Here is a 20,747-nt window from a genome sequence, read left to right on the forward strand (position 1 = left end):
GACCTAGACTTCGTACAACCCGGTGCCTCACAGCGCCCACCGACCGACGGGAGAGACCAGTGACCACGTCGAACACAGCGGCGGCTGCAACAGAGGCGGCTCAACTTCCCGTCGAACTCAATCGGTCGAGTCCGGTTCCCCTGTACTTCCAACTGGCCCAGGCAATCGAATCCGCCATCCTGCAGGGTGTCCTCGCGCCGGGAGAACGCTTCGAGAACGAGCTGGCACTTGCCAAACGACTGAGCCTGTCCCGTCCCACCACACGGCGCGCAATTCAAGAACTCGTCGACAAGGGACTGCTGGTACGTAAGCGGGGCGTGGGGACACAGGTGGTGCAGAGTCCGGTGCACCGACCGGTCGAACTCACCAGCCTGTTCGACGACCTCGCCCGCGCCGGGCAGAACCCGACTACCCGCCTCCTCGACTACCAGGTCGGTCCGCCGACCCACGACGTCGCGCAGGAACTGAACATCTCCGAGACGACGGACGTCGTCACCATTCGCAGGCTCCGAAGCACCAACGGTGAGCCGCTCGCGGTCATGGTCAATTATCTGCCGAGCGAAATAGCCCCGGAGCCGGACGAATTGGAGACCCAGGGCCTGTACTCCTCGCTGCGAACGCGAGGCGTACACATCAGGCTCGCCCGCCAACGCATCGGTGCCCGAGCGGCCGACCGCGATGAGGCCGCCCTGCTCGACGAAAAGTACAAGGCACCCCTACTGACCATGCACCGCACAGCTTTCGACGATTCGGGGCGGGTCGTCGAGTTCGGAGCGCACGTCTACCGGGCGTCCCGGTATTACTTCGACACCACCCTGGTCGATCGCTGACGGGCCGAACCCCCACGGGACATCGGTGACCGCCGTGGTCAGAGAGGACTCTCGACCGCGACTGTCCTGCCGCCGCTGTGCATCGAGGTGATCAGCGCCTGCGCTACCACGCTCGCCTGCAGCCCGTCACGCGCCGACGCGAGCGTCGATGCGCGCCCTTCGGTGATCGAGTCGATCCACTCGCCGAGCTGCAAGCGATATGCGTCGGCAAAGCGAGGAACCCAGTCCTTCGCGTACGAATAGCCATGCTGCAGAGCGTGATCGGTCACCGTCCGGACCGGCTCCGCCAGCCGAGTCGCGCCATCTTCGCCGACGACCTCGCAGCGGATGTCGTATCCGTAGCCGGCGTTGAGGAACAATTCCACCGTCGTCAGGACGCCGTTCTCTGTTGTCAGCAGCATGAACTGCGGATCGCGGCGATGCTCTATCCGCTTACTGGCCCGGGTGGCATGCCAGCTGACCTCGACCACCGGGGAGTCGAGCAACCACGGCACCGTATCGAGTTCGTGGATGGCGGAACCGGTGATACTTGCCTCCGAATCGCCGCCCGGCCCGGAGGTGACCGTGCGACTCGAGCAGTGCACGATCAACGGATCTCCCACCGCACGCGAGGACACCGTGTGCTTCAACTCGACATATCCCGGATCGAATCGGCGCATGAATCCCACAGTGAGCAAGGGAATTTCGCCTGAGATCGCCGCCTCGTGAGCGCGCACCACAGTCGAGCATTCGTCGACCGTCGCCGCGAGCGGCTTCTCGCACAGAACAGGCTTGCGGGCCTCGATACAGGCGAGCACCAGATCGGCGTGGGTGGAGTCGTGAGAGGCGACGACAACGGCGTCGACGTCCGTTCGCGAGATCAAGGCGTACGGGTCGGTGATGCCGTCCGCACCGACTTCGGCAGCCAGGCCGGCCGCGCGGGTGGCGTCGACGTCGGCCACGGCCGTGACGGTCGCACCCGACACCGCCGCATGCAGATTCCTGATGTGGTCGGCCCCCATCACTCCGGCTCCGATGACTCCTACGCGCACGCCCATGGGTCCCCGCTATCGATCTCGATGTTAATCCGAATGTCCGGACATATGTACAACACGGGATACTAGGGTGCGTGGCATGACTCCGACTACCGAACTGCTACTTCCGTCCTCGCGAATCGCACCGCCCATGGCTGCGCCGTCTCTTCGATGGGGCATCCTGGGTCCGGGATGGATTGCTGCGCGCTTCGCAGAGGCACTGCGCCACCACACTTCTCAACAGATCACTGCCGTCGCCTCGAGAGACCCGCAGCGCGGCTCGTCCTTCGCAACGGACTGGGGAATCCCGGCCGTCCACGCCGACTACGACGCACTCGTCGCGCGTTCCGATGTCGACGTCGTGTACGTCGCCACCCCGCACACCCTCCACTTCGAGCACGCATCGCTCGCACTCGACGCAGGTAAACACGTCGTGGTGGAGAAACCCCTCGCCCTCGACGCCCACCAGGCTCGCACCATCGCCGAGCTCGCCCGGTCCAAGGGACTCTTTGCGATGGAGGCCATGTGGTCTGCATTCCTGCCGAAGTTCGACGTGATCGACCAGATCTTGACGCAGGGAATGCTCGGCGAGATCGGCACCGTCCTGGCCGACCACGGCGAGCACTTCGACACCGATCATCGAATCTACGACCCTGCGCTCGCCGGTGGGCCGCTGCTCGATCTGGGAACCTACGTCGTCTACTTCGCCCAGAAGGCGCTGGGCCGGCCGGCCGGTGTCACGGCGGTGGGACAGCAGGCCAACTCGGAGCTCAACGGTCAGGTCTCGGCGATCCTGACCTCGCCGACAGGTGCGCACGCAGTTCTCAACACCACCATCCTGGCCGATACCCCGAACCTCGGTGCGGTGTGTGGCACGGCGGGCATGCTCCGTACAGCCGATGTCTTCTACCGACCAGGCGATTTCACGGTGTCTCTGCGCGACGGACGGTCGGCTCGGTTTGTCGACGACGTCAGCGGTTATCCCGCTGGACTCGCGTACGAGGCCGCGGAGGCCGCCCGTCGGATCGCCGCCGGAGAACTCGAAAGCCCATGCCACACACTGGCCGACACCATCTCCACCCTCGAGACGCTCGACGAGTTGCGACGCCTGCTCGCGATCGTCTTCCCACACTGATTCCCGGTCGCCGGAACACTCTCTGGTTCTAATGTCTGGACAAACTATTGACTTTTGGGTGTGACCGGTATTACATCTTCTTAGGCAGTGCGCCCGACCCGACATCAGCGGGTCGTCTGGTCATCGAGAGGATGTTTGGAAAATGACGTCTCGTCTGGGTTCGGTAGCGGACAGGTCCCCAAAGAACCTGGGGCGCAAAACCATCGCGCTGGCGATGGGGGTCGCGTTGGCGGCATCGGTCGCCGCATGTTCGTCCTCGGGAGGCGCTCCCGAGTCATCCGACTCCGGAAGCAACGCAGGAACGGCCGATACGCCGAAAGCAACGATAGCGATGATCACCCACGAGGTACCGGGCGATACGTTCTGGGATCTGATTCGCAAGGGTGCCGAGGCGGCGGCCGCGAAGGACAACATCGAACTGCGATACTCGGCAGACCCGGAGGCACCGAACCAGGCGAACCTGGTCCAGAGCGCCATCGACTCGAAGGTCGACGGCATCGCGGTCACTCTGGCCAAGCCCGACGCGATGGCCCCCTCGGTGGAGGCCGCGGAAGCTGCCGGAATTCCGGTCGTGGCCTTCAACTCCGGATTCGACTCCTGGAAGGACATGGGAGTCGGCCAGTACTTCGGCCAGGACGAGACCATCGCCGGTCAGGCCGCCGGTGCTCGCCTGACCGCGGACGGTGCCAAGAAGACACTGTGCATCATTCAGGAGCAGGGTCAGGTCGCTCTCGAATCTCGTTGCGCCGGCGTCACGTCCGGATTCACCGGCGGCAGCACCGAGATCCTCAACGTCAACAGCAAGGACATGCCTTCGGTGGAGGCCACGATCACCGCCAAGTTGCAGCAGGATCCATCCATCGATCACATCGTTGCGCTCGGTGCCCCGATCGCCCTGACTGCCGTTCAGTCCAAGGCCAACGCCGGTAGCAACGCCACCGTCGTCACCTTCGACACCAACGCCGCGCTGGTCGACGCGATCAAGTCCGGCGATGTCGAGTGGGCCATCGATCAGCAGCCGTACCTGCAGGGCTACCTGGCTATCGACTCGTTGTGGCTCTACCTGAACAACGGCAACACAATCGGCGGAGGCACCCCGGTCCTGACCGGCCCCGCGTTCATCGACTCGTCCAACATCGACGCCATCGCCGAGTACGCCCAGAACGGTACTCGCTGATCCCGACGCTCACCGGCACGCGGATTCCGCTGCCGGTGAGCGTCGTACCAGCAGGGAAGGAATACCATGTCCACGCAGGCCGACCTGGATCTGTCCAAACACACTGTCGTCGTCGATGAGCGGGTGAAGAAGCAGAAGCCGTTGCAGCGCTTGTTGATTCGCCCAGAGATCGGAGCCCTCTTCGGAGCGATCATCATCTTCGTGTTCTTCTGCATCGTCGCACCACCGTTCCGCTCCCCCGAAGCGCTCGCCACCATCCTCTACGCGTCGTCGACGATCGGCATCATGGCCATCGGGGTCTCGCTGCTGATGATCGGCGGCGAGTTCGATCTCTCGACCGGCGTCGCGGTCACCTTCTCGTCAATCATGGCGTCGATGATTGCCTACAATCTGCACTTGAACGTCTGGATCGGATCGTTGTTGGCGCTGGTGCTGGCACTTGCGGTCGGGTTCCTCAATGGGTATCTGGTGATGAAGACCAAGATCCCCTCCTTCCTGATCACACTCGCAAGCTTCCTGATGCTCACCGGAATCAACCTCGCCGTCACCAAGTTGGTGACCGGACAAGTTGCAACACAGTCGATCTCGGACATGGACGGATTCGACTCCGCCAAATCGGTCTTCTCGTCCTCGTTCTCGCTGTTCGGAGTCTCCATCCGCATCACCGTGGTGTGGTGGATCGTGTTCACGCTGGCAGCCACCTGGGTATTGATGAAGACGCGGATCGGCAACTGGATCTTCGCCGTCGGCGGTAACCAGGACTCGGCCCGCGCAATCGGTGTACCGGTGACGAAGGTCAAGATCGGCCTGTTCATGTTCGTCGGCTTCTGCGCCTGGTTCGTCGGCATGCATCTACTGTTCGCCTTCAACACCGTTCAGTCCGGCCAAGGTGTCGGCAACGAGTTTCTGTACATCATTGCCGCCGTTATCGGTGGCTGCCTGCTCACCGGCGGGTTCGGAACTGCCATAGGCGCATTCATCGGTGCGTTCATCTTCGGAATGGCCAACCAGGGCATCGTCTACGCCGGCTGGAACCCCGACTGGTTCAAGTTCTTCCTCGGCGCGATGCTGCTGTTCGCCGTCATCGCCAACAACTCGTTCCGCACCTACGCTGCCAAGAGGTAATCATGACCATCCACGCCGATACCCCCATCGAATCCGAACCCGCAGGCGGAGGCAAAACGCCCCTCATCGAGCTGAAGAACGTAGGCAAGAGCTACGGCAACATCATCGCGCTGCAGGGCATCAACCTCCGTGTGGGTGCCGGTGAGGTCACCGGAGTCCTGGGCGACAACGGAGCCGGCAAATCCACCTTGATCAAGATCATGGCCGGCCTGCATCAACAGAGCGAAGGAGAACTGCTCGTCGACGGCAAGGCGACCACGTTCGACTCCCCCAAGGACGCGTTGAATCAGGGCATAGCGACGGTCTACCAGGACCTTGCTGTTGTCGCTCTGATGCCCGTGTGGCGCAACTTCTTTCTCGGGCAAGAGCTACGCAAAGGCAGCGTGTTCAAGTCGCTCGACACCAATGCCATGCGTGCGACGACCATCGAGGAATTGCACAAGATGGGCATCGACCTACCCGACGTCGATGCACCCATCGGGTCCCTTTCCGGTGGCCAGCGCCAGTGTGTTGCCATCGCCCGCGCCATCTTCTTCGGCGCGCGTGTGCTGATCCTCGACGAGCCGACCGCAGCCCTCGGCGTCAAGCAGTCGGGAATGGTGCTGCGCTACATCTCCGCAGCCAAGGAACAGGGCTTCGGCGTCGTCTTCATCACCCACAATCCCCACCACGCCTACATGGTCGGAGATCACTTCGTCCTACTCAACCGTGGCCGTCAGAAACTCGACTGCAGCTACGAGGACATCTCGCTCGACGACCTCACCAAGGAAATGGCGGGCGGCGACGAGCTGGACACCCTCACCCACGAACTTCGGCGATAGTTCGGCTCTTCTACCCACCTGTTGTATCGGGCCGGTCCGATCGGACCGGCCCGCACATCTTTCGAAAAGGAGTTTCGTTGTGCGATCGCCTCGGTCCGTTCGTGTCGGAGTAGCTGGATTCGGGTGGATGGGACGGGTGCACACCCAGGCGTATTCGCGGCTGACGCAACACTATCCAGACCTGGGCCTGCGCCCTGAGTTGACGATGGTCGCGGACGAGCTCGAAGGCCGAGCGGACGACGCGGCCGCTCAGTTCGGCTTCGCGTCGGCGACCACCGATTGGCACGAGATCCAATCCGACCCGACGATCGAAGCCGTATCGATCACCGCGCCCAACTTCCTGCACCGCACCATCGGATCCGCTATGGCCGAAGCGGGCAAGCACATCTGGATCGAGAAGCCGGTCGGTCTCTCCGCCGACGATGCACGCGCAGTTGCACAGGCTGCCGACAAAGCCGGCATCCAGACCGCCGTCGGCTTCAACTACCGCAACGCTCCTGCGGTAGAGGAGGCCAAAGCTCTCGTGGAATCGGGCGATCTCGGGTCCATCACTCATGCGCGGTTCCGATTCTTCAGCGACTACGCAGCACATCCCGACGGAGCGCTGAGCTGGCGCTTCGAGCGGGCCCGTGGGGGCAACGGAGTGCTCGGCGATCTCGCCTCGCACGGAGCCGATCTGGTCTACTACCTCCTGGGTGAGATCGAATCCCTGGTAGCAGACACCGCGATCTTCGTCCCCGAACGGACGAAGCCGAGTGGCTCCACCACCGGTCATGCCCTCGCCACCGGGGGCGAACGCGGTGCCGTCGAGAACGAGGACTTCGTCAGCAGCCAACTCCGCATGCACAGCGGAGCGCGCGTCGTTCTCGAGGCCAGTCGCGTGGCCGTCGGCGATCAGAACGCATACGGATTCGAGATCCACGGCACGAAAGGCGCTGTGTCCTGGGACTTCCGCCGGCTGGGCGAACTCTCTCTCAGCACAGGTGACCGATACCAGGATCAACCGGCCTCGACCGTTTACGTCGGACCTTCGCACGGTGAATACGGCGCATTCCAACCCGGTTCGGCGTCCGCCATGGGGTACGACGACCTCAAAGTCATCGAGGCAATGCGCTTCTTCAAGTCCATCGGAGACGGAAAGCCCTGCGGCGCAACGCTACGAGACGCCGTCCGCAGCGCCGAAATTCTCGATGCCATGACCGAATCGGTCGCGTCGGGTCGCTGGATCCAGCCTGGAACCTGACATAGGCCAGGAGCTGTCAGCTGCCCTACTCCTGCGTGATGAGTCGCGGACGGTCACGCTCGCCCGCTGAACAAGAGCAAGGAGAAACACATGAAGACCTTCATCATCGGAGCCGCAGGCGGAATCGGCTCCAGACTGAGCACCATCCTCACCGGCCGCGGTGACACCGTCTCCGGAATGATCCGCAACCCCGATCATCGTGATCGGGTCGAATCAACTGGCGCAACAGCCGTTTTCGGTGACCTCATCGACAACGACGTCGCCACGCTCGCAACGGCGTTCGCCGGCCACGACGCCGTGGTCTTCAGTGCAGGCGCACATGGCACCGGCATGAACAAGACAACACTGATCGACGGCAAGGGCCTGGAGAAGGCAGCCGACGCAGCACGCAGCGCGGGCGTCGAGCGGTTCGTACTGGTGTCGGCGTTCCCCGAATCGGGCCGAAGCCAGCAGCCGTCCGAAGGATTCGAGCACTACATGGCCACCAAGAAGACGGCCGACGTCTACTTGACCCACACCGATTTGGACTGGCTGATCGTCCGGCCGGGAGTTCTCCTCGACGAGCCCGGAGACGGCACTGTCACCGCCGGACTGGCCATCGAGCACGGTGACGTACGCCGCGACAACGTTGCAGCGTTCATCGCCGCGGCACTGGCCGAACCGTCGTTGGCTCGAACCATCGTCGAACTCACGGACGGCACAACGCCGGTCGCTGATGCCGTTCGCCAGGTCATCGATGGATCCGGACCACGGCGCACCGCCTGATCGTTCCCGAGTCGGCCTGGCTTCGGTACGAACGCGCCAGGTCGGGTGGGTCGGGTGGTCTATTTCTCGGCGATACCTAGTGCTGCTGAAAGATATTCGCGCGAATCTCGGAACGTTTGCGCTACGCCGCGTCCTGCGACTGCTCTGTACCGACCGAGTTGATCGTCATCGAGGAGGTCGAGCACGGTGCTGGAATCCGCGTGCATCCAACCGCCGTCGCGCACCAATTCGTGGGCGCGTTTACCCTGCAGGGCTGCAATCCCCTCGACCCTGATTCCCTTCGGATAGGTCGACACTGCGATGTAGTAGGCCTTCTTGCCGGGGTAACCGGCCTTGACCTTCGAGCGCAGCCGCAAGACGGCGTCGACCGCGTCATCGATGGCAGACGACTGCTCGTCGGAACCCGATTCGGCGTCGGATACCCGAGCAATCTCAGCATCCAGTGCAGCAACCAAAGTGGCCAGGTACTCGAGATCGCTCATCAACTCATGATGCCTTACGGGAGCGGGTTCTCGAACCAGCACCCGACGACGAGCACACTTCAGCTCCTCCGTTCCGGATAACTGACTCCGATCGGCGTCGGGTATTCGAAACCGGGGAGCTGATTCGTCGAGGGGAAGACAGGTCCGATCCCGGTGCCGGAATCGGAGTAGCTGGAGCCTCCAGAAGCGATTGAACCGTTGACCGCTCGCTTACAAGTATGTTGCGAGACAACCAGATACGTCCACATGGAACCACCACAGAGGCTCTGACCTGTGTCAATCGTCCAGGCAACACCACCCGAATACACGTCCGTTCGGACCGACATGTGACACGCTCGTGACACTGAGACTCACGTCGCGGAGTCGCGTGGACAGTTAGCGACCGTCATTCGGGTCTCTCATGATTGCAGGCGTAACTTCCGCTTGGTTTGCACAGACCCGACATCGTGGACGCGGCGATCAACGACACAATCGCCGCGAGTTGACCACTATCGGTCACCGGCATGTGGCTGGTTCACGCGGGGCCACTCCGGCCGAACCGACTATAGGGTGATCCCCGAATACTGCTCCCGCAGAATGTTCTTACGAATCTTGCCCGTCGGGTTGCGCGGAATCTCGTCGACGAGGATGTAACGCTTGGGAATCTTGTACCGCGCGAGTCGGCCGCCGAGCGCATCCGCGATGGCATCGAGGTCGACGTTCGCTCCCTCGACGGCAGTGATTGCCGCAACGGCCGATTCACCCCACTTCTCGTCGGGCACACCGAATACCGCGCAACTCTCGATATCGGGCAGCTCGAGCAGCGCCGCCTCGACCTCGGCGGGATAGATGTTCTCGCCGCCGGAGATGATCATGTCCTTGAGCCGGTCTACGATCATCACGAAGCCCTCATCGTCGGCGACTCCTACGTCCCCGGTGCGCAACCAACCATCGTCGAACACGTCCGCCGTCGCGTCGGGCCGACCCCAGTACTCTTTCATCACGTTGGGGCCTTGGATCTGAATTTCACCCCGCTCGCCCGGCGAGACCGGCTGTGAGAACGAATCGACGATTCGCACGTCGGTGAACGTGTGCGGCACGCCCGCGGTGCCCATCTTCCGCTCGGCGTCGACCGAGGCGAGAATGGTTGCGCCCGGACCGCTCTCGGTCAGCCCGTAACCTTGGCACATCTTGATGCCACGTTCGGAGTACGCGCGTAGCGTCCGAGGTGGTACCGGCGCAGCGGCCACTACTATGCGGCGTAGCGAGGTCAGGTCGGTCTCGGTCCACCTCCGGTGGGTCACGAGTGCATCGAGGATGGTCGGCACCCCGAACGTGTAGGTGATCGAACGTGATTCGACGATGTCGAGAACTCGTCCCGCATCGAATCCCTCTTCGATGACGACGGCCCCACCTTTGAACAACACTGGCAACGCCACCATATCCAGGGCGGCAGTGTGAAACAGAGGAGCGCAGACCAGGGCCACTTCGTCGCTGCACAGGTCCAGATCGAGCACGGCGTTGAGAACCGCGAACAGCACATTGCCGTGAGTCATCACGACGCCCTTCGGCTTTCCCGTCGTGCCCGAGGTGTACATGATGAAGCACAGATCCGCCGCGTCCACCGGCTCGTCGATGAGCACGGACTCCGCTGCGGCGATGAGCGCGTCGTAGTCGTCTCCCAACCGAATGCGCTGCACGCCTTCGGCTGCGAGGGCAGCGACGTCGTCGAGGGCCTCGGAGTGAACCAACACCGACAAACCCGAGTCCTCCACTGCGAAGCCCACTTCGACCGCAGTCAGTCGCGCGTTGAGAGGGACGAAGACAGCACCGAGTATGCCGCAGGAGAACAGCACCTCGAGATAGGCAGGATGATTGGTGGACAGGATGCCGACTCGATCGCCGCTACCGACACCGAGCCCGCGCAGCACGTGCGCGAGCCGTGTCGTCCGCTCATCGAGCTGCTCGAAGGTGAGAACCTGTCCACGGAACTCGATCGCCGAGGCGCGAGGACACTGCCTGCTGCGCCGCCTGATCCACGAGCCGACTCCTTGATTGCGCATCGCGATCCGTTCCTCCCGGGTCGATGAATCAATCGAACATGCGGTAGACGGCCTCGACGACGACTGCGGGTCGCTCGCTACCTTCGAGCTCGATCGTTGCCGCAACCGTCAACTGCGCTCCGCCCTTGGGCAGCTCCTCGTACGCCTTCAAGGTGGCGGCCAGACGAACTCGGCCACCGGCCGGGACCGGGTTGGTGAAGCGAACCTTGTTCAGGCCGTAGTTGATCTTCGTGGTGACACTGTCGACGACGAGCACTTCTTCCCACATCGGGATGATCAGCGACAGGGTCAGATAGCCGTGGGCGATCGGGCCACCGAAGGGGCTCTCGGCCTTGGCACGCTTGGGGTCGACGTGAATCCACTGATGGTCGTCGGTGGCGTCGGCGAAGGTATCGATTCGCGGCTGCGCAACCTCGATCCACGAGCTGGTTCCCAGTTCGGTGCCTTCGAGGTTCTTCAACTCGGCGAGTGTGGCGACGCGGGTGATCATGGTGTCTCCTTGGCGGACAGGCCGAGTGCGGCCAGTGCATTGGTCTTGAACACGAGTGGACGAATCTCGTCCTTGATGTCGAGCTGCGCGAAGTCCGTCATCCAACGATCCGGCGTCAGAACCGGAAAGTCGGAGCCGAACAACACCTTTCGCTTCAGCATAGAATTCGCTGCTCGCACCAACTGGGGCGGGAAGTACTTCGGTGACCACCCCGACAGGTCGATGTACACGTTCGATTTGTGCGTGGCGATCGAGATCTGCGCATCCGCCCACGGCACCGCAGGGTGCGCCATGATCACCGTCAGGTCGGGGAAATCCGCAGCGACATCGTCGAGCAACATTGGATCCGAGTAGCGCAGCTTGATGCCGTGCCCACCGGGAAGTCCCGCGCCGATACCGGTTTGGCCGGTGTGGAACAGTGCGGGCACACCGGCCTCGGTGATGGCCTCGTAGATCGGATAGAAGCGGCGATCGTTCGGTTCGAAGCCTTGCATGCTGGGGTGGAACTTGAAGCCGCGAACACCGAACTCCTCGACGAGGCGATGCACCCGCCGCACCGCTGCTTTGCCCTGCCATGGATCGACCGAGCCGAAGGGGATCAGCACGTCGTTGTGGCGGGCTGCGCCTTCGGCGATCTCTTCTACCGAGTTCGGCGAATGTCCGGACGCTGCACCGGCATCGACGGTGAACACCACCGCAGCCATGTTGCGGGCGCGGTAGTACTCGGCGATCGCGTCGATGCCGGGGGTGCGCTCTTCACCCGACTTGAAGTATTTCTCCGACGCCGCCATCAACTCGTCGTCGAGCGAACGGTGCCCGCACCCGTCGATCTCCACATGGGTGTGCACATCGAGTGCGGTGATGGCGTCGAAGTCGATGTTGCACTCGTATTTCGAGCTCATCGGGCCGGCTCGACGGGAAGGTTCTCTCCGACCGATTCGAGGCTGTCTGCGAACGTCGACGGCCACGCAGCGGCGATATCGTCGGCCGACCAGCCGCCGTCGTGATAGCTGGTGTTGATCATGTCCGGGTGCGTCCACAGCGCCAGACGGTCGCCGCCGACCGCGAATGCCTGCCCGGTGACCTCGGCGGCCGCGTCACTGGCAAGGAAGGAGACAATTCCCGCTGCGTCCTCGGGTGTTCCGAAGCCGAGTTCACGACGGGCAAAGGGCGGCAACGCATCTCCGTTACGCATGGCCTCGATGTACGGTGCCAAGAACGGAACGCTTTCGGTCATCGCGGTCGCGGCGACCGGGCACACTGCGTTCACGGTGACACCTGCACGCTGGAGTTCGATGGCCCAGGTACGCACCATGCCGACGATGCCTGCCTTGGAGCCGGAGTAGTTGGTCTGCCCGAAGTTTCCGCGCTGGCCGGCGGGAGAGCCGATGCAGACGATCCGGCCGCCCTCGCCCTGAGCGCGGAAGTGAACGGCTGCTTCGCGTGCACAGGTGAACGTTCCGCGAAGGTGGACGTTCACCACGGCGTCGAAGTCGTCGTCGGTCATCTTCCACAACACCTTGTCGCGCAGGATTCCGGCGTTGGTGACCATGATGTCGAGGCGACCGAACGCCTCGACCGCTCCGGCAACCAACTTCTGTGCGGTCTCGGTACTGCCGACCGATGCCACGATGGCGACTGCCTTGCCGCCGGCCTCGACGATCGAGGAGACGGCTGCATCGGCGATCCCCTGGTTCACATCGTTGATCACGACGGCTACGCCATGGCGGGCCAGGTCCTGTGCGTAAGCCAAGCCGAGTCCCTGGCCGCTTCCGGTGACCACTGCCACCTTGTTGTCGAGCTTCATAGCCGTCTCCTCCTCGTGGTGTCAGTCAAAGAACACCATCAATGATTGATATTGTCAATGGTTTGTTTTTGCTAGAGTCGGTCGGCGAGCAAAGGAGCACAATGACCGACATTTCCCCGCTGTCCGACGACATCGGATTCCTACTGAGTCGCGCGGGAGCATCGATGGCCGGTGCGGCCAAAACCGCGCTGGCTCAGTTCGATCTGCGCGTGCGCTCGTACTCCGTTCTCGCTCTGGCCTGCGAGCATTCCGGAGGGCTCGGCCAGCGTCAGATAGCCGAGAATCTAGGTCTCGACCCCAGTCAGATCGTCGCACTGGTCGACGATCTGGAATCCCGTGAACTGATCACCCGCCGAGTCGATCCGGACGATCGCCGCAACAAACGGATTCACGCCACCGAAACCGGCCGCGCACTGTGTGTCGACGCTCAGCGCGCGCTGGCGTCGAACAACGCGGGGATCCTCGATGCCCTCGGCAACGATGGTGTTTCGGAGCTACGACGGGCCCTGAAAACCATCGTCCACTGAGCAGGAACCTTCGGTTACCGCAGCCAGAAGAACCGAATGCAGATCTGGCCACCCTCGTTGCGGGCCATCCCTACGAACTGGTTGTCTGCGAGCCACCTGAACGGCTCGGAATCGGTTTGGAACACCGGGGCCGTGCGATAGTAGTACTCGCGCTCGTCCACGAATTCGCCTGCTTCCAAACGAGCTTCGACGCCGGAGTCGGCCCGATAGTAGCCCCGATTCCGCACGTCTATCAATGACCCGTCCTCGGCGCGCAGCACGTAGCGGGCGTCGAGTTGCACCGTCTCTCCGCGTTCGACGAACCAATCACCTCCGTGGGGAAGGACCTCACCGGTCATCTTCGGGCCCGATACGGTACCGCCGGTGATCGCAACGAAATGCAGCACTTCCTGGGCACTGCGACCGATTCGGAGCTCGTCGGCCACACTCACTCGGACCTCGAAGACGAACTCGAGTTCCGGGTGCGGAAGACCGTCCGACGTCGCGGTCACCGCTCGTACACCACAACGCCTGCCACGACAGTGGCGATGATCGGCAGTTCCGGCAATTTCTCGGCAGGCCCGGACAGGTCACCGTCTATCGCTGTGAAATCTGCAGGACCACCCACCACGATGGTTCCGGTGCCGTCGGTGAGACCGGCCGCGGCGGCAGGATGAGTGGTGTAGCCGTCGAGGGCCTGCCGCGCCGAGATCGCCTGGCGCGGTTGGCGAGGGGGATCGGCCGGCCGATCGGCCGGCCGGCGCAGCTGAGCATCCGCCATCACGATTCGGGGGTCGAAATCCGCCACGGGCCAATCCGATCCGAGAGCAACCGTGACGCCGAGATCCCGAAGCTCCGCCACCGGCCAGGCGCGGTCGATACGGTCGCGCCCCATCCGCCGCGACCAGTCGTCGGCCTCGTCTGCGCGGGTGTACCTGGTGCAATGCGTCGGTTGCATGGAGGTCGCGATGTCGACCGCAGCGGCGATCGAAATCAGATCCTCGGGACAGACCGTCTCGAGGTGTTCGAGTCGGTGTCGAACCCCGTCGCCCAGGGCAGCAAGCGTCCGGACACAGTGGTGGACAGCAGCATCGCCGATTGCATGGGTTGCCGTCGTCACTCCGCGCTTACTGAGCTCTCGCACGACGTTCGCGTACCGTTCCGGATCGGTCCACGACGGGTGCGTACTCTCGCCGCGCACGTCCGGGTGGCACAACCATGCGGTACCGCCTTCGACGGTTCCGTCCATGAACAGTTTCGCGCCCGCATATCGCCATCGCACGCCACCCGGACCGTTGACCAACGCTGCCAGTTCGTCGACCCGCTCCGCCGGGTGATCCGGCTGAACCCAGCCGTACACCCAGAATCTCAACCCCGCATCGTCCTCGTCGAGTGCGCGAATCATCTCGACCGTCCCGGGCAAATCGTCCATGACATGAACCCCGGTCAACCCGACCGATGCCATCTCCTCGGTCACCCCGCGCAACAACGCCTTCGCCGCTTCCGGATTCGGAGCCGGTGCCGCGCTCTCCACCAGGTGGATGGCCGCCTCCTCGATCAGGTGACCGGTGGGCTTTCCTGCACTGTCGACCGTCACCCGGGCAACGCCGTGCTCGAAGACCTCCAGTCCTGTCACACCCGCGGCGTCCAGCGCCGCCTGGTTGGCCAGTGACGAATGGGCGTCGTAGAACCGGATCAGGACGGGCTCGGTGATCGTGTTCGAGATCGCGTCGAACGTCGGTGCTTTGCCCTCGAACACATTGTGATTGAGCCCCCACCCGCGAATCCAACCGTCCACCGGCGTCGCGTCGCCGAGCACCCGACGTACGTCGTCGAGAGTCTCGCACCCGTTCATGTCCACACCGAGCGACATCAGTGCACCTTGAACCACGTGTGTGTGGGCGTCCACCCAGCCCGGGGTCAGGGTGCCGCCTGCGAGATCGACAATTCTCGTTCCCGGGCCACTGAGTTCGAGGATGTCGGCAGTCGTTCCGAGAGCAACGACACGGTCTCCGCGGACCGCTACTGCCTCTGCGGCGGGTGCGCCGTCGGCCTGAGTGACTACGTGCCCGTTGATGAGGGCGAGGGTGGCGTCAGCCATGGTGAAACTCCTTGTGCGTGATCGGCCGTGGTCTTGTGCGCGTCTATTCGACGGGCTGAGGGGTGGTCGCGAGTTCCGAATCGACATCGGTGCTGCCCAGGCCTTCGTATACCTCGGGGCGACGGTGACGAATCCACAGTGCCAGAAGAACTCCGAAGACGAACACCACGATGGGCCCACCGATGGCAATGGTGTTGACGACCGGATTGTCTGTCAGGGTGGCTATTTCGATCTTGCTGATCACCAGGTACAGGGCAAGACCGAACAAGACGAACGAGGCGATGCCCGCCAATGCGGCACCTCGATCTCGCACTGCGTCTTTGCCTCTGAGGAAGAAGACCGCGATCGAGATGGAGGTGAGCCATTGCAGCGCAAGAATTCCCACGGTGCCCGTACTCGCGGTCCACGCGGTCATCTCCAGAATCGGATCGACGCCGGAGACCGCGAAGCACAACACGGCAACCACAGCGATCACCGTCTGCGTGATGCTGGCGATGTGCGGGGACAAGTGCTTGCTGTGCACCGCGCTCAGCCGGGTCGGGACGATTCGCTCGCGGCCCAGTGCATATCCGTAGCGAGTGATCGCATTGTGCAGGGCCAGTAGTGCAGCGAGACCGCTCGAGACGATGAGTATCCGCATTGCATCGGTTGCGGCGCTTCCGACATAGATGTCCATCGCGGTGAAGAAGTACTCGGCCGGATTCGCCGCTGCCGTCTCCACCGCTTTGTCGGTGCCGAACGCCATCACGGCCACCCAGACGATGAAGGAGTAGAAGATCGCCAGAAAGATGACCGCGGCATAGGTGGCGCGGGGAACAGTGCGATCAGGCCGCACAGCCTCGTTGCGGAACAGCGCTGTCGCCTCGAACCCGATGAACGCAGCGAACGACACTGCCAGCACTGCACCCATCGCTCCGGTGAAGACGTTCTCGGGATAGAACGGCTCGAATGTCAGACCTGTTGCTCCACCTTTCGCGATGACGCCGACAGCCAACACCACCAGGATCACGACCTCCAGCACGAGAAGCACTCCCAGAACTTTGGCTCCGACTCGCACCGACCGATAGCCGAGAACCGCGACGATCGCGGCCGCGACCAGCGCCCACAACCACCAGGGGAGGTCGATGCCGAGGAAGTCGTTCACCGTTGCTTCGGTGACGGCACCGAACAGTCCGTAGATGCTGAGCTGAAGCAGGGTGTAGCAGACCACAGCGACCATGGCGCTGCCCAAACCGGCGACCTTGCCGAGGCCTTTCCGGATGTAGGAGTAGAACGCACCGTTGTTGTGGACATGCTTCGCCATCTTGGTGAATCCGATGGCGAACACCATGTTGATCAGACCGGCGGCCAGGTAGCCGGCAGGAGCGCCGACCCCACCCACGAGTAGGGCGATCGGGGCCACCGCCACCATGACGGTGAGGGGTGCCGCCGCGGCGACGACGAAGAAGACGATGTCGCGCGAATGGAGACTGGCGCGATCGAGGGCACTTGGCTGCCCTGAGTGATTGGGGATTGTCATGGCGGGCTCCCGTCCGATTAACCAAAACTGTTTTGGTTTTGCTGTAATGTAGACCACAGATACCGACTTGGATAGCCGTAGAGAGAAATTGGTGGAATGTGGCACGACCACGGACAGCGCTACTCGACGTGGATCGCATCGTCGACGAAGCACTTCGAATATCGGACACTGCAGGCGATTTCACCGTCACTCAGCTTGCTGCGAAGCTGGGCGTACACCCGTCCTCGCTGTACCACCATGTTGCGGGTAGGGACGAGGTCGTCGATCTCATGCGAGCGCGGATCGCTCGGGCGATAGACAACTCGGCATTCGGCCGAGTCCCGTGGGACGAGGCCCTGAGAAGACTGGCGTGGTCCTATCGCGCCGCTTTCGCACGTCATGCCGGCTCGATTCGACTGTTCGCAACAGCACTGGTCCGCGACAAGGAGTCACTGGCGGAGTACGACCGGATCGCGGACGGACTCCATGCTGCGGGCTTCTCGTGGCCGGAGGTGTTGCCGATCATCGTCGCGTTCGACAGCTTCGTCCTGGGCTCGGCACTCGACTTGGCGAGTGGGGGCAACATCAACGCACCCGATACACAGCTACACCCCGCACTGTCGGCCGCGGTCGAGGCACGCGACAACGCTGAGAACCCCGCGGACACAGCCTTCGAAGCGGGGTTGACCGCCCTGCTCACCGGCTTTCGTCACCGCCTCGACAGCCGCTGACGTCAGCACTTCTGCCTCCAACAGCACATCAACCTCGCGCACATCAAGGTCGGAAGCGTCTGTGTGTCCGACGACGAACGGAGTAACACCCATGTCCGACAACACTTTCGACTTCTTCGATTGCCCGGAACTACCGACACCCACCCTCACGATCGACGAGGTGCAGCGTCTGCTGCACACGACGTTCGGCCTGACGGGCACGGTTGTCGAACTAGGAAGTCAGCAAGACCAGAACTTTCTGGTCCACGACGAGAATTCCACTCCGATAGGCGTTCTCAAGCTCAGCAACCCCGTGTTCAGCGAAGCCGAGATCGAGTTGCAGGATCTGGCCGCATCGACCGTTGCCGAACACCGACCGGGACTGCGCACGCCTCGGGTGGTCGAGGGACCGCAGGGCCCGATGTCGACGTGGTGGGAGACCTCGCAGGGACGTATCCACGGCCGAATCATCGAATTCATGACGGGTTCGACCTTGATGGGATCGAACTATCTGTCCCCGGCCACCGTGGAGCGGATGGGTGAACTCGCCGCGCAGGTGAGCCTCGCCCTCGCCGGTATCCGTCACCCCGCCTCGGGCCGTGTCCTGCAATGGAACCTGTGCCACGCCGAACGCGTCATCTCGACGTTGCTTCCCGAGGAACCGGACGCCGAGGTGAGCCGGTTCGTCGCCGAGGTCACCGAATCGGCGTACCGGCAGCTGCACTCGGTCTCGCCCGGACTGCCCCGCCAGATCGGTCACTTCGATATCACCGACGACAACGTCATTGCGGCCGCAACGCCCGGCGCTCTGCCGGACGCAGTCATCGACTTCGGCGATGTCGCCGAGTCCTGGGCCGTCGGTGAAATCGCGGTCACCGTGTCCTCGCTGCTGCACCACGACGGCGTCACCCCGGTCGATGCCGTCCCTGCCATCCGGGCCTTCCACTCGGCTCGTCCGCTCAGCGAAGACGAGGTGGAGGCGCTCTGGCCACTGGTTGCCCTGCGCGGGGTGGTGCTGGTTCTCAGTGGCCGACAACAAGTTCGGCTCGACGCCGGAAACTCGTACGCAGATGACGCGCTGGACCGGGAGATGCGAATACTGGAACAGGCCGCATCGGTCCCGTTGGCTGTGATGACCGAAACCATCCGTCGGGCACTGGGTTTCGCACCCCGGCCACGACCGATCTGGAGCAACGCTCCCCTGCTCGACGGTATCGCCGACGCCACGATCATCGACGCCGGAACCACCTCCCCCCTCAACGACGAAGGACGGTGGCTGCACGGGGACGTCCTGAACAACGCTGCACTGGCCGCCCTCGACGGCGGAGCATCCGCAGCGGTTGCGCCCGCATGGACCGCACGGTTGACCGGAGCGCCCTTCCGTACTCCCCAATCCCCCGCCACCGTTCCCACCGCGCTGACACTGTGGCTCGCCCGCGACACTGCCCTGGACGTCCCGGCGAGGGGGCAGATCGCGAACGTCGCCGACGGCGTCACCGTCTCGGTCGATGCGGGAGTCGTTCACATCACCGGCTTCTCTCACACCGGATCCGAACGTCCGATGCTCCCCGCTCGTACGCCCATCGAAATCCAGTTCACCCAAGCCGATTCCGGCACGATCCCACTTCTGGTGGGACCGGCGTACGCCGACGGTTGGCACGCTCTCGCCGGTGATCCGGCACCGGTGATCGGGCTTGCCCCGACGGCACCGGACGTCGACGACGACACCCTCGGGCGCCGTGAACGAGTACTCGCCGAGGTGCAGGAGCACTACTATGCGCATCCGCCGCGCATCGAACGCGGTTGGCGGGAGTTTCTGGTCGACACCGACGGTCGGGTCTACCTCGACATGGTCAACAATGTCAGTTCCGTCGGACATGCCCACCCGAAGGTCGTCGAGGCCGCCCACCGGCAGATGCGCCTGCTCAATACCAACTCGCGCTTCCACTACCGGGCGATCTCCGACTTCGCGGAACGCATCACGGCCACACTGCCCGCGGAACTCGACACCGTGTTCTTCGTCAACTCCGGTTCGGAGGCAACCGATCTCGCGATCCGCATCGCGATGGCCGCGACCGGACGCACAGACATGGTGGCGATGAGGGAGGCGTACCACGGCTGGACCTTCGCCAGCGATGCCGTCTCGACGTCCATTGCCGACAACCCCAATGCACTGACCACGCGACCACAATGGGTGCATACCGTCGACGCGGCCAACGCGTATCGCGGCGTCCACCGTGGCCCGGACGCCGGCCGATACGCCACCGAGGCAGTGCAGTTCATCGACGAACTTGCAGCCGCGGGAACACTTCCGGCGGGATTCATCTGCGAGTCGTACTTCGGCAATGCCGGAGGTGTGGCACTACCCGACGGCTACCTTCGGCAGGTGTACGCCGCGATACGCAAGCACGGCGGGATCGCGATCTCCGACGAGGTGCAGGTCGGATACGGCCGACTGGGCGAGTGGTTCTGGGGCTTCCAACAACAGCAGGCCGTACCCGACGTCGTGGCCGTCGCGAAATCGGTCGGTGGCGGCCAACCGATCGGCGTCGTCATCACCCGTCGGGATATCGCCGATCGATACCGAACGGGAGGCTACTTCTTCTCGTCCACCGGCGGCTCACCGGTGTCCTCGGCAATCGGCCTCGCCGTCCTCGACGTCATCCAGCAAGAAGGACTGCAGGAGAACGCACGAACAGTCGGCAAACACCTCAAATCGCGTCTGCTCGAGCTCGCCGAAAAACATCCGATCGTGGGTGCCGTCCACGGATCCGGCTTCTACCTCGGCCTCGAGTTCGTCCGGGATCGCTCCACCATCGAGCCTGCACCCGAGGAAACAGCCGCGATCTGCACCCGTCTACTCGAACTGGGGGTCGTCATGCAGCCCACCGGCGACTTCCAGAACGTACTCAAAATCAAACCGCCGCTCTGCATTTCGCAGGAATCCGTGGACTATTTCGTCGATTCCCTCGACCGCGTCCTCACGACGGGATGGTGACTCG

Annotated in this window: 19 protein-coding genes; 10 read left to right on the forward strand and 9 right to left on the reverse strand. The window is 63.3% G+C overall.

The annotated features are described in order from the left end of the window. Positions 1-59: 59 nt before the first annotated feature. A complete protein-coding gene (locus ACFI9K_RS03910) occupies positions 60-830 on the forward strand; it encodes a GntR family transcriptional regulator (RefSeq protein WP_462662328.1) in 771 nt (256 codons plus the stop codon). Positions 831-868: 38 nt separating this feature from the next. Here ACFI9K_RS03910 and ACFI9K_RS03915 read toward each other — a convergent pair whose 3' ends face one another. Continuing rightward, a complete protein-coding gene (locus ACFI9K_RS03915) occupies positions 869-1,867 on the reverse strand; it encodes a Gfo/Idh/MocA family oxidoreductase (protein WP_462662329.1) in 999 nt (332 codons plus the stop codon). 76 nt (positions 1,868-1,943) lie between these two features. Between ACFI9K_RS03915 and ACFI9K_RS03920 the strand changes: the two genes are divergently transcribed. From ACFI9K_RS03920 to ACFI9K_RS03945, 6 genes are all read left to right on the forward strand, one after another. After that, a complete protein-coding gene (locus ACFI9K_RS03920; protein WP_462662330.1) occupies positions 1,944-2,978 on the forward strand; it encodes a Gfo/Idh/MocA family protein in 1,035 nt (344 codons plus the stop codon). A gap of 142 nt (positions 2,979-3,120) precedes the next feature. After that, entirely contained in the window at positions 3,121-4,155 is a 1,035-nt protein-coding gene (locus tag ACFI9K_RS03925; protein ID WP_462662331.1) for a substrate-binding domain-containing protein, read from the forward strand. A 66-nt stretch (positions 4,156-4,221) separates the two neighbouring features. After that, positions 4,222-5,280, forward strand: a complete 1,059-nt coding sequence (locus tag ACFI9K_RS03930) for an ABC transporter permease (RefSeq protein WP_462662332.1) — start codon at positions 4,222-4,224, stop codon at positions 5,278-5,280. Positions 5,281-5,282: 2 nt separating this feature from the next. Next, complete coding sequence (locus ACFI9K_RS03935; protein WP_032377233.1) at positions 5,283-6,101, forward strand: ATP-binding cassette domain-containing protein; 819 nt, start codon at positions 5,283-5,285, stop codon at positions 6,099-6,101. 79 nt (positions 6,102-6,180) lie between these two features. Beyond that, positions 6,181-7,344, forward strand: coding sequence for a Gfo/Idh/MocA family protein (locus ACFI9K_RS03940; protein ID WP_462662333.1), 1,164 nt, complete (start codon positions 6,181-6,183; stop codon positions 7,342-7,344). A 90-nt stretch (positions 7,345-7,434) separates the two neighbouring features. Next, on the forward strand, positions 7,435-8,109 hold the full coding sequence (locus tag ACFI9K_RS03945) for an NAD(P)-binding oxidoreductase (protein WP_462662334.1): 675 nt from the start codon (positions 7,435-7,437) through the stop codon (positions 8,107-8,109). Positions 8,110-8,168: 59 nt separating this feature from the next. Here ACFI9K_RS03945 and ACFI9K_RS03950 read toward each other — a convergent pair whose 3' ends face one another. The 5 genes from ACFI9K_RS03950 to couN all read right to left on the reverse strand — a co-directional run bounded on the left by ACFI9K_RS03950 (position 8,169) and on the right by couN (position 12,930). Beyond that, positions 8,169-8,591, reverse strand: coding sequence for a phosphate acetyltransferase (locus ACFI9K_RS03950; protein WP_462662335.1), 423 nt, complete (start codon positions 8,589-8,591; stop codon positions 8,169-8,171). A gap of 542 nt (positions 8,592-9,133) precedes the next feature. Continuing rightward, the gene (locus ACFI9K_RS03955) at positions 9,134-10,633 is read right to left on the reverse strand and encodes an acyl-CoA synthetase (RefSeq protein ID WP_462662336.1); all 1,500 of its coding nucleotides are present in this window, start codon (positions 10,631-10,633) and stop codon (positions 9,134-9,136) included. A gap of 28 nt (positions 10,634-10,661) precedes the next feature. Then, positions 10,662-11,123: a p-hydroxycinnamoyl-CoA hydratase gene (gene couM / locus ACFI9K_RS03960; RefSeq protein ID WP_462662337.1), complete on the reverse strand. Its 462-nt coding sequence runs from the start codon at positions 11,121-11,123 to the stop codon at positions 10,662-10,664. Continuing rightward, on the reverse strand, positions 11,120-12,025 hold the full coding sequence (gene couO / locus ACFI9K_RS03965; protein WP_462662338.1) for a 4-hydroxyphenyl-beta-ketoacyl-CoA hydrolase: 906 nt from the start codon (positions 12,023-12,025) through the stop codon (positions 11,120-11,122). The genes couM and couO overlap by 4 nt, the downstream gene beginning before the upstream one ends. Then, a complete protein-coding gene (gene couN, locus ACFI9K_RS03970) occupies positions 12,022-12,930 on the reverse strand; it encodes a 4-hydroxyphenyl-beta-hydroxyacyl-CoA dehydrogenase (RefSeq protein WP_462662339.1) in 909 nt (302 codons plus the stop codon). Before couN ends, couO begins: the two co-directional genes overlap by 4 nt. A 101-nt stretch (positions 12,931-13,031) precedes the next feature. Here couN and ACFI9K_RS03975 point away from each other — a divergent pair, with 101 nt between their 5' ends. Next, positions 13,032-13,457: a MarR family winged helix-turn-helix transcriptional regulator gene (locus ACFI9K_RS03975; protein ID WP_462662340.1), complete on the forward strand. Its 426-nt coding sequence runs from the start codon at positions 13,032-13,034 to the stop codon at positions 13,455-13,457. 14 nt (positions 13,458-13,471) lie between these two features. On the opposite strand, the gene ACFI9K_RS03980 is transcribed toward ACFI9K_RS03975, so the two are convergent. Genes ACFI9K_RS03980 through ACFI9K_RS03990 form a run of 3 tightly spaced genes read right to left on the reverse strand, consistent with a single transcriptional unit; the run spans position 13,472 to position 17,056 of the window. Continuing rightward, on the reverse strand, positions 13,472-13,948 hold the full coding sequence (locus ACFI9K_RS03980) for a DUF3237 domain-containing protein (protein ID WP_462662341.1): 477 nt from the start codon (positions 13,946-13,948) through the stop codon (positions 13,472-13,474). Further along, entirely contained in the window at positions 13,945-15,537 is a 1,593-nt protein-coding gene (locus ACFI9K_RS03985; RefSeq protein WP_462662342.1) for an amidohydrolase, read from the reverse strand. The genes ACFI9K_RS03980 and ACFI9K_RS03985 overlap by 4 nt, the downstream gene beginning before the upstream one ends. Positions 15,538-15,580: 43 nt before the next feature. Next, positions 15,581-17,056: an APC family permease gene (locus ACFI9K_RS03990; RefSeq protein WP_462662343.1), complete on the reverse strand. Its 1,476-nt coding sequence runs from the start codon at positions 17,054-17,056 to the stop codon at positions 15,581-15,583. 98 nt (positions 17,057-17,154) lie between these two features. Here ACFI9K_RS03990 and ACFI9K_RS03995 point away from each other — a divergent pair, with 98 nt between their 5' ends. Both ACFI9K_RS03995 and ACFI9K_RS04000 read left to right on the forward strand, forming a co-directional pair. Further along, positions 17,155-17,766 carry a TetR/AcrR family transcriptional regulator C-terminal domain-containing protein gene (locus ACFI9K_RS03995; protein ID WP_462662344.1) on the forward strand — a complete coding sequence of 204 codons (612 nt, stop codon included), beginning with the start codon at positions 17,155-17,157 and terminating at the stop codon, positions 17,764-17,766. Between the two features lie 91 nt (positions 17,767-17,857). Continuing rightward, the gene (locus tag ACFI9K_RS04000) at positions 17,858-20,743 is read left to right on the forward strand and encodes an aminotransferase (protein WP_462662345.1); all 2,886 of its coding nucleotides are present in this window, start codon (positions 17,858-17,860) and stop codon (positions 20,741-20,743) included. The last annotated feature ends 4 nt before the right edge of the window (positions 20,744-20,747 follow it).

This window comes from Rhodococcus sp. PSi06, from assembly GCF_054960675.1.

What these genes read in the sequence shown, in the direction of transcription:
- ACFI9K_RS03920 (WP_462662330.1), top strand. Translation starts at nt 1,944, where the DNA reads ATGACTCCGACTACCGAACTGCTACTTCCGTCCTCGCGAATCGCACCG.
- couO (WP_462662338.1), bottom strand. Translation starts at nt 12,025, where the DNA reads ATGAGCTCGAAATACGAGTGCAACATCGACTTCGACGCCATCACCGCA.
- couM (WP_462662337.1), bottom strand. Translation starts at nt 11,123, where the DNA reads ATGATCACCCGCGTCGCCACACTCGCCGAGTTGAAGAACCTCGAAGGC.
- ACFI9K_RS03930 (WP_462662332.1), top strand. Translation starts at nt 4,222, where the DNA reads ATGTCCACGCAGGCCGACCTGGATCTGTCCAAACACACTGTCGTCGTC.
- ACFI9K_RS03950 (WP_462662335.1), bottom strand. Translation starts at nt 8,591, where the DNA reads ATGAGCGATCTCGAGTACCTGGCCACTTTGGTTGCTGCACTGGATGCT.
- ACFI9K_RS03955 (WP_462662336.1), bottom strand. Translation starts at nt 10,633, where the DNA reads ATGCGCAATCAAGGAGTCGGCTCGTGGATCAGGCGGCGCAGCAGGCAG.
- ACFI9K_RS03990 (WP_462662343.1), bottom strand. Translation starts at nt 17,056, where the DNA reads ATGACAATCCCCAATCACTCAGGGCAGCCAAGTGCCCTCGATCGCGCC.
- ACFI9K_RS03935 (WP_032377233.1), top strand. Translation starts at nt 5,283, where the DNA reads ATGACCATCCACGCCGATACCCCCATCGAATCCGAACCCGCAGGCGGA.
- ACFI9K_RS03985 (WP_462662342.1), bottom strand. Translation starts at nt 15,537, where the DNA reads ATGGCTGACGCCACCCTCGCCCTCATCAACGGGCACGTAGTCACTCAG.
- couN (WP_462662339.1), bottom strand. Translation starts at nt 12,930, where the DNA reads ATGAAGCTCGACAACAAGGTGGCAGTGGTCACCGGAAGCGGCCAGGGA.
- ACFI9K_RS03925 (WP_462662331.1), top strand. Translation starts at nt 3,121, where the DNA reads ATGACGTCTCGTCTGGGTTCGGTAGCGGACAGGTCCCCAAAGAACCTG.
- ACFI9K_RS04000 (WP_462662345.1), top strand. Translation starts at nt 17,858, where the DNA reads ATGTCCGACAACACTTTCGACTTCTTCGATTGCCCGGAACTACCGACA.
- ACFI9K_RS03945 (WP_462662334.1), top strand. Translation starts at nt 7,435, where the DNA reads ATGAAGACCTTCATCATCGGAGCCGCAGGCGGAATCGGCTCCAGACTG.
- ACFI9K_RS03915 (WP_462662329.1), bottom strand. Translation starts at nt 1,867, where the DNA reads ATGGGCGTGCGCGTAGGAGTCATCGGAGCCGGAGTGATGGGGGCCGAC.
- ACFI9K_RS03975 (WP_462662340.1), top strand. Translation starts at nt 13,032, where the DNA reads ATGACCGACATTTCCCCGCTGTCCGACGACATCGGATTCCTACTGAGT.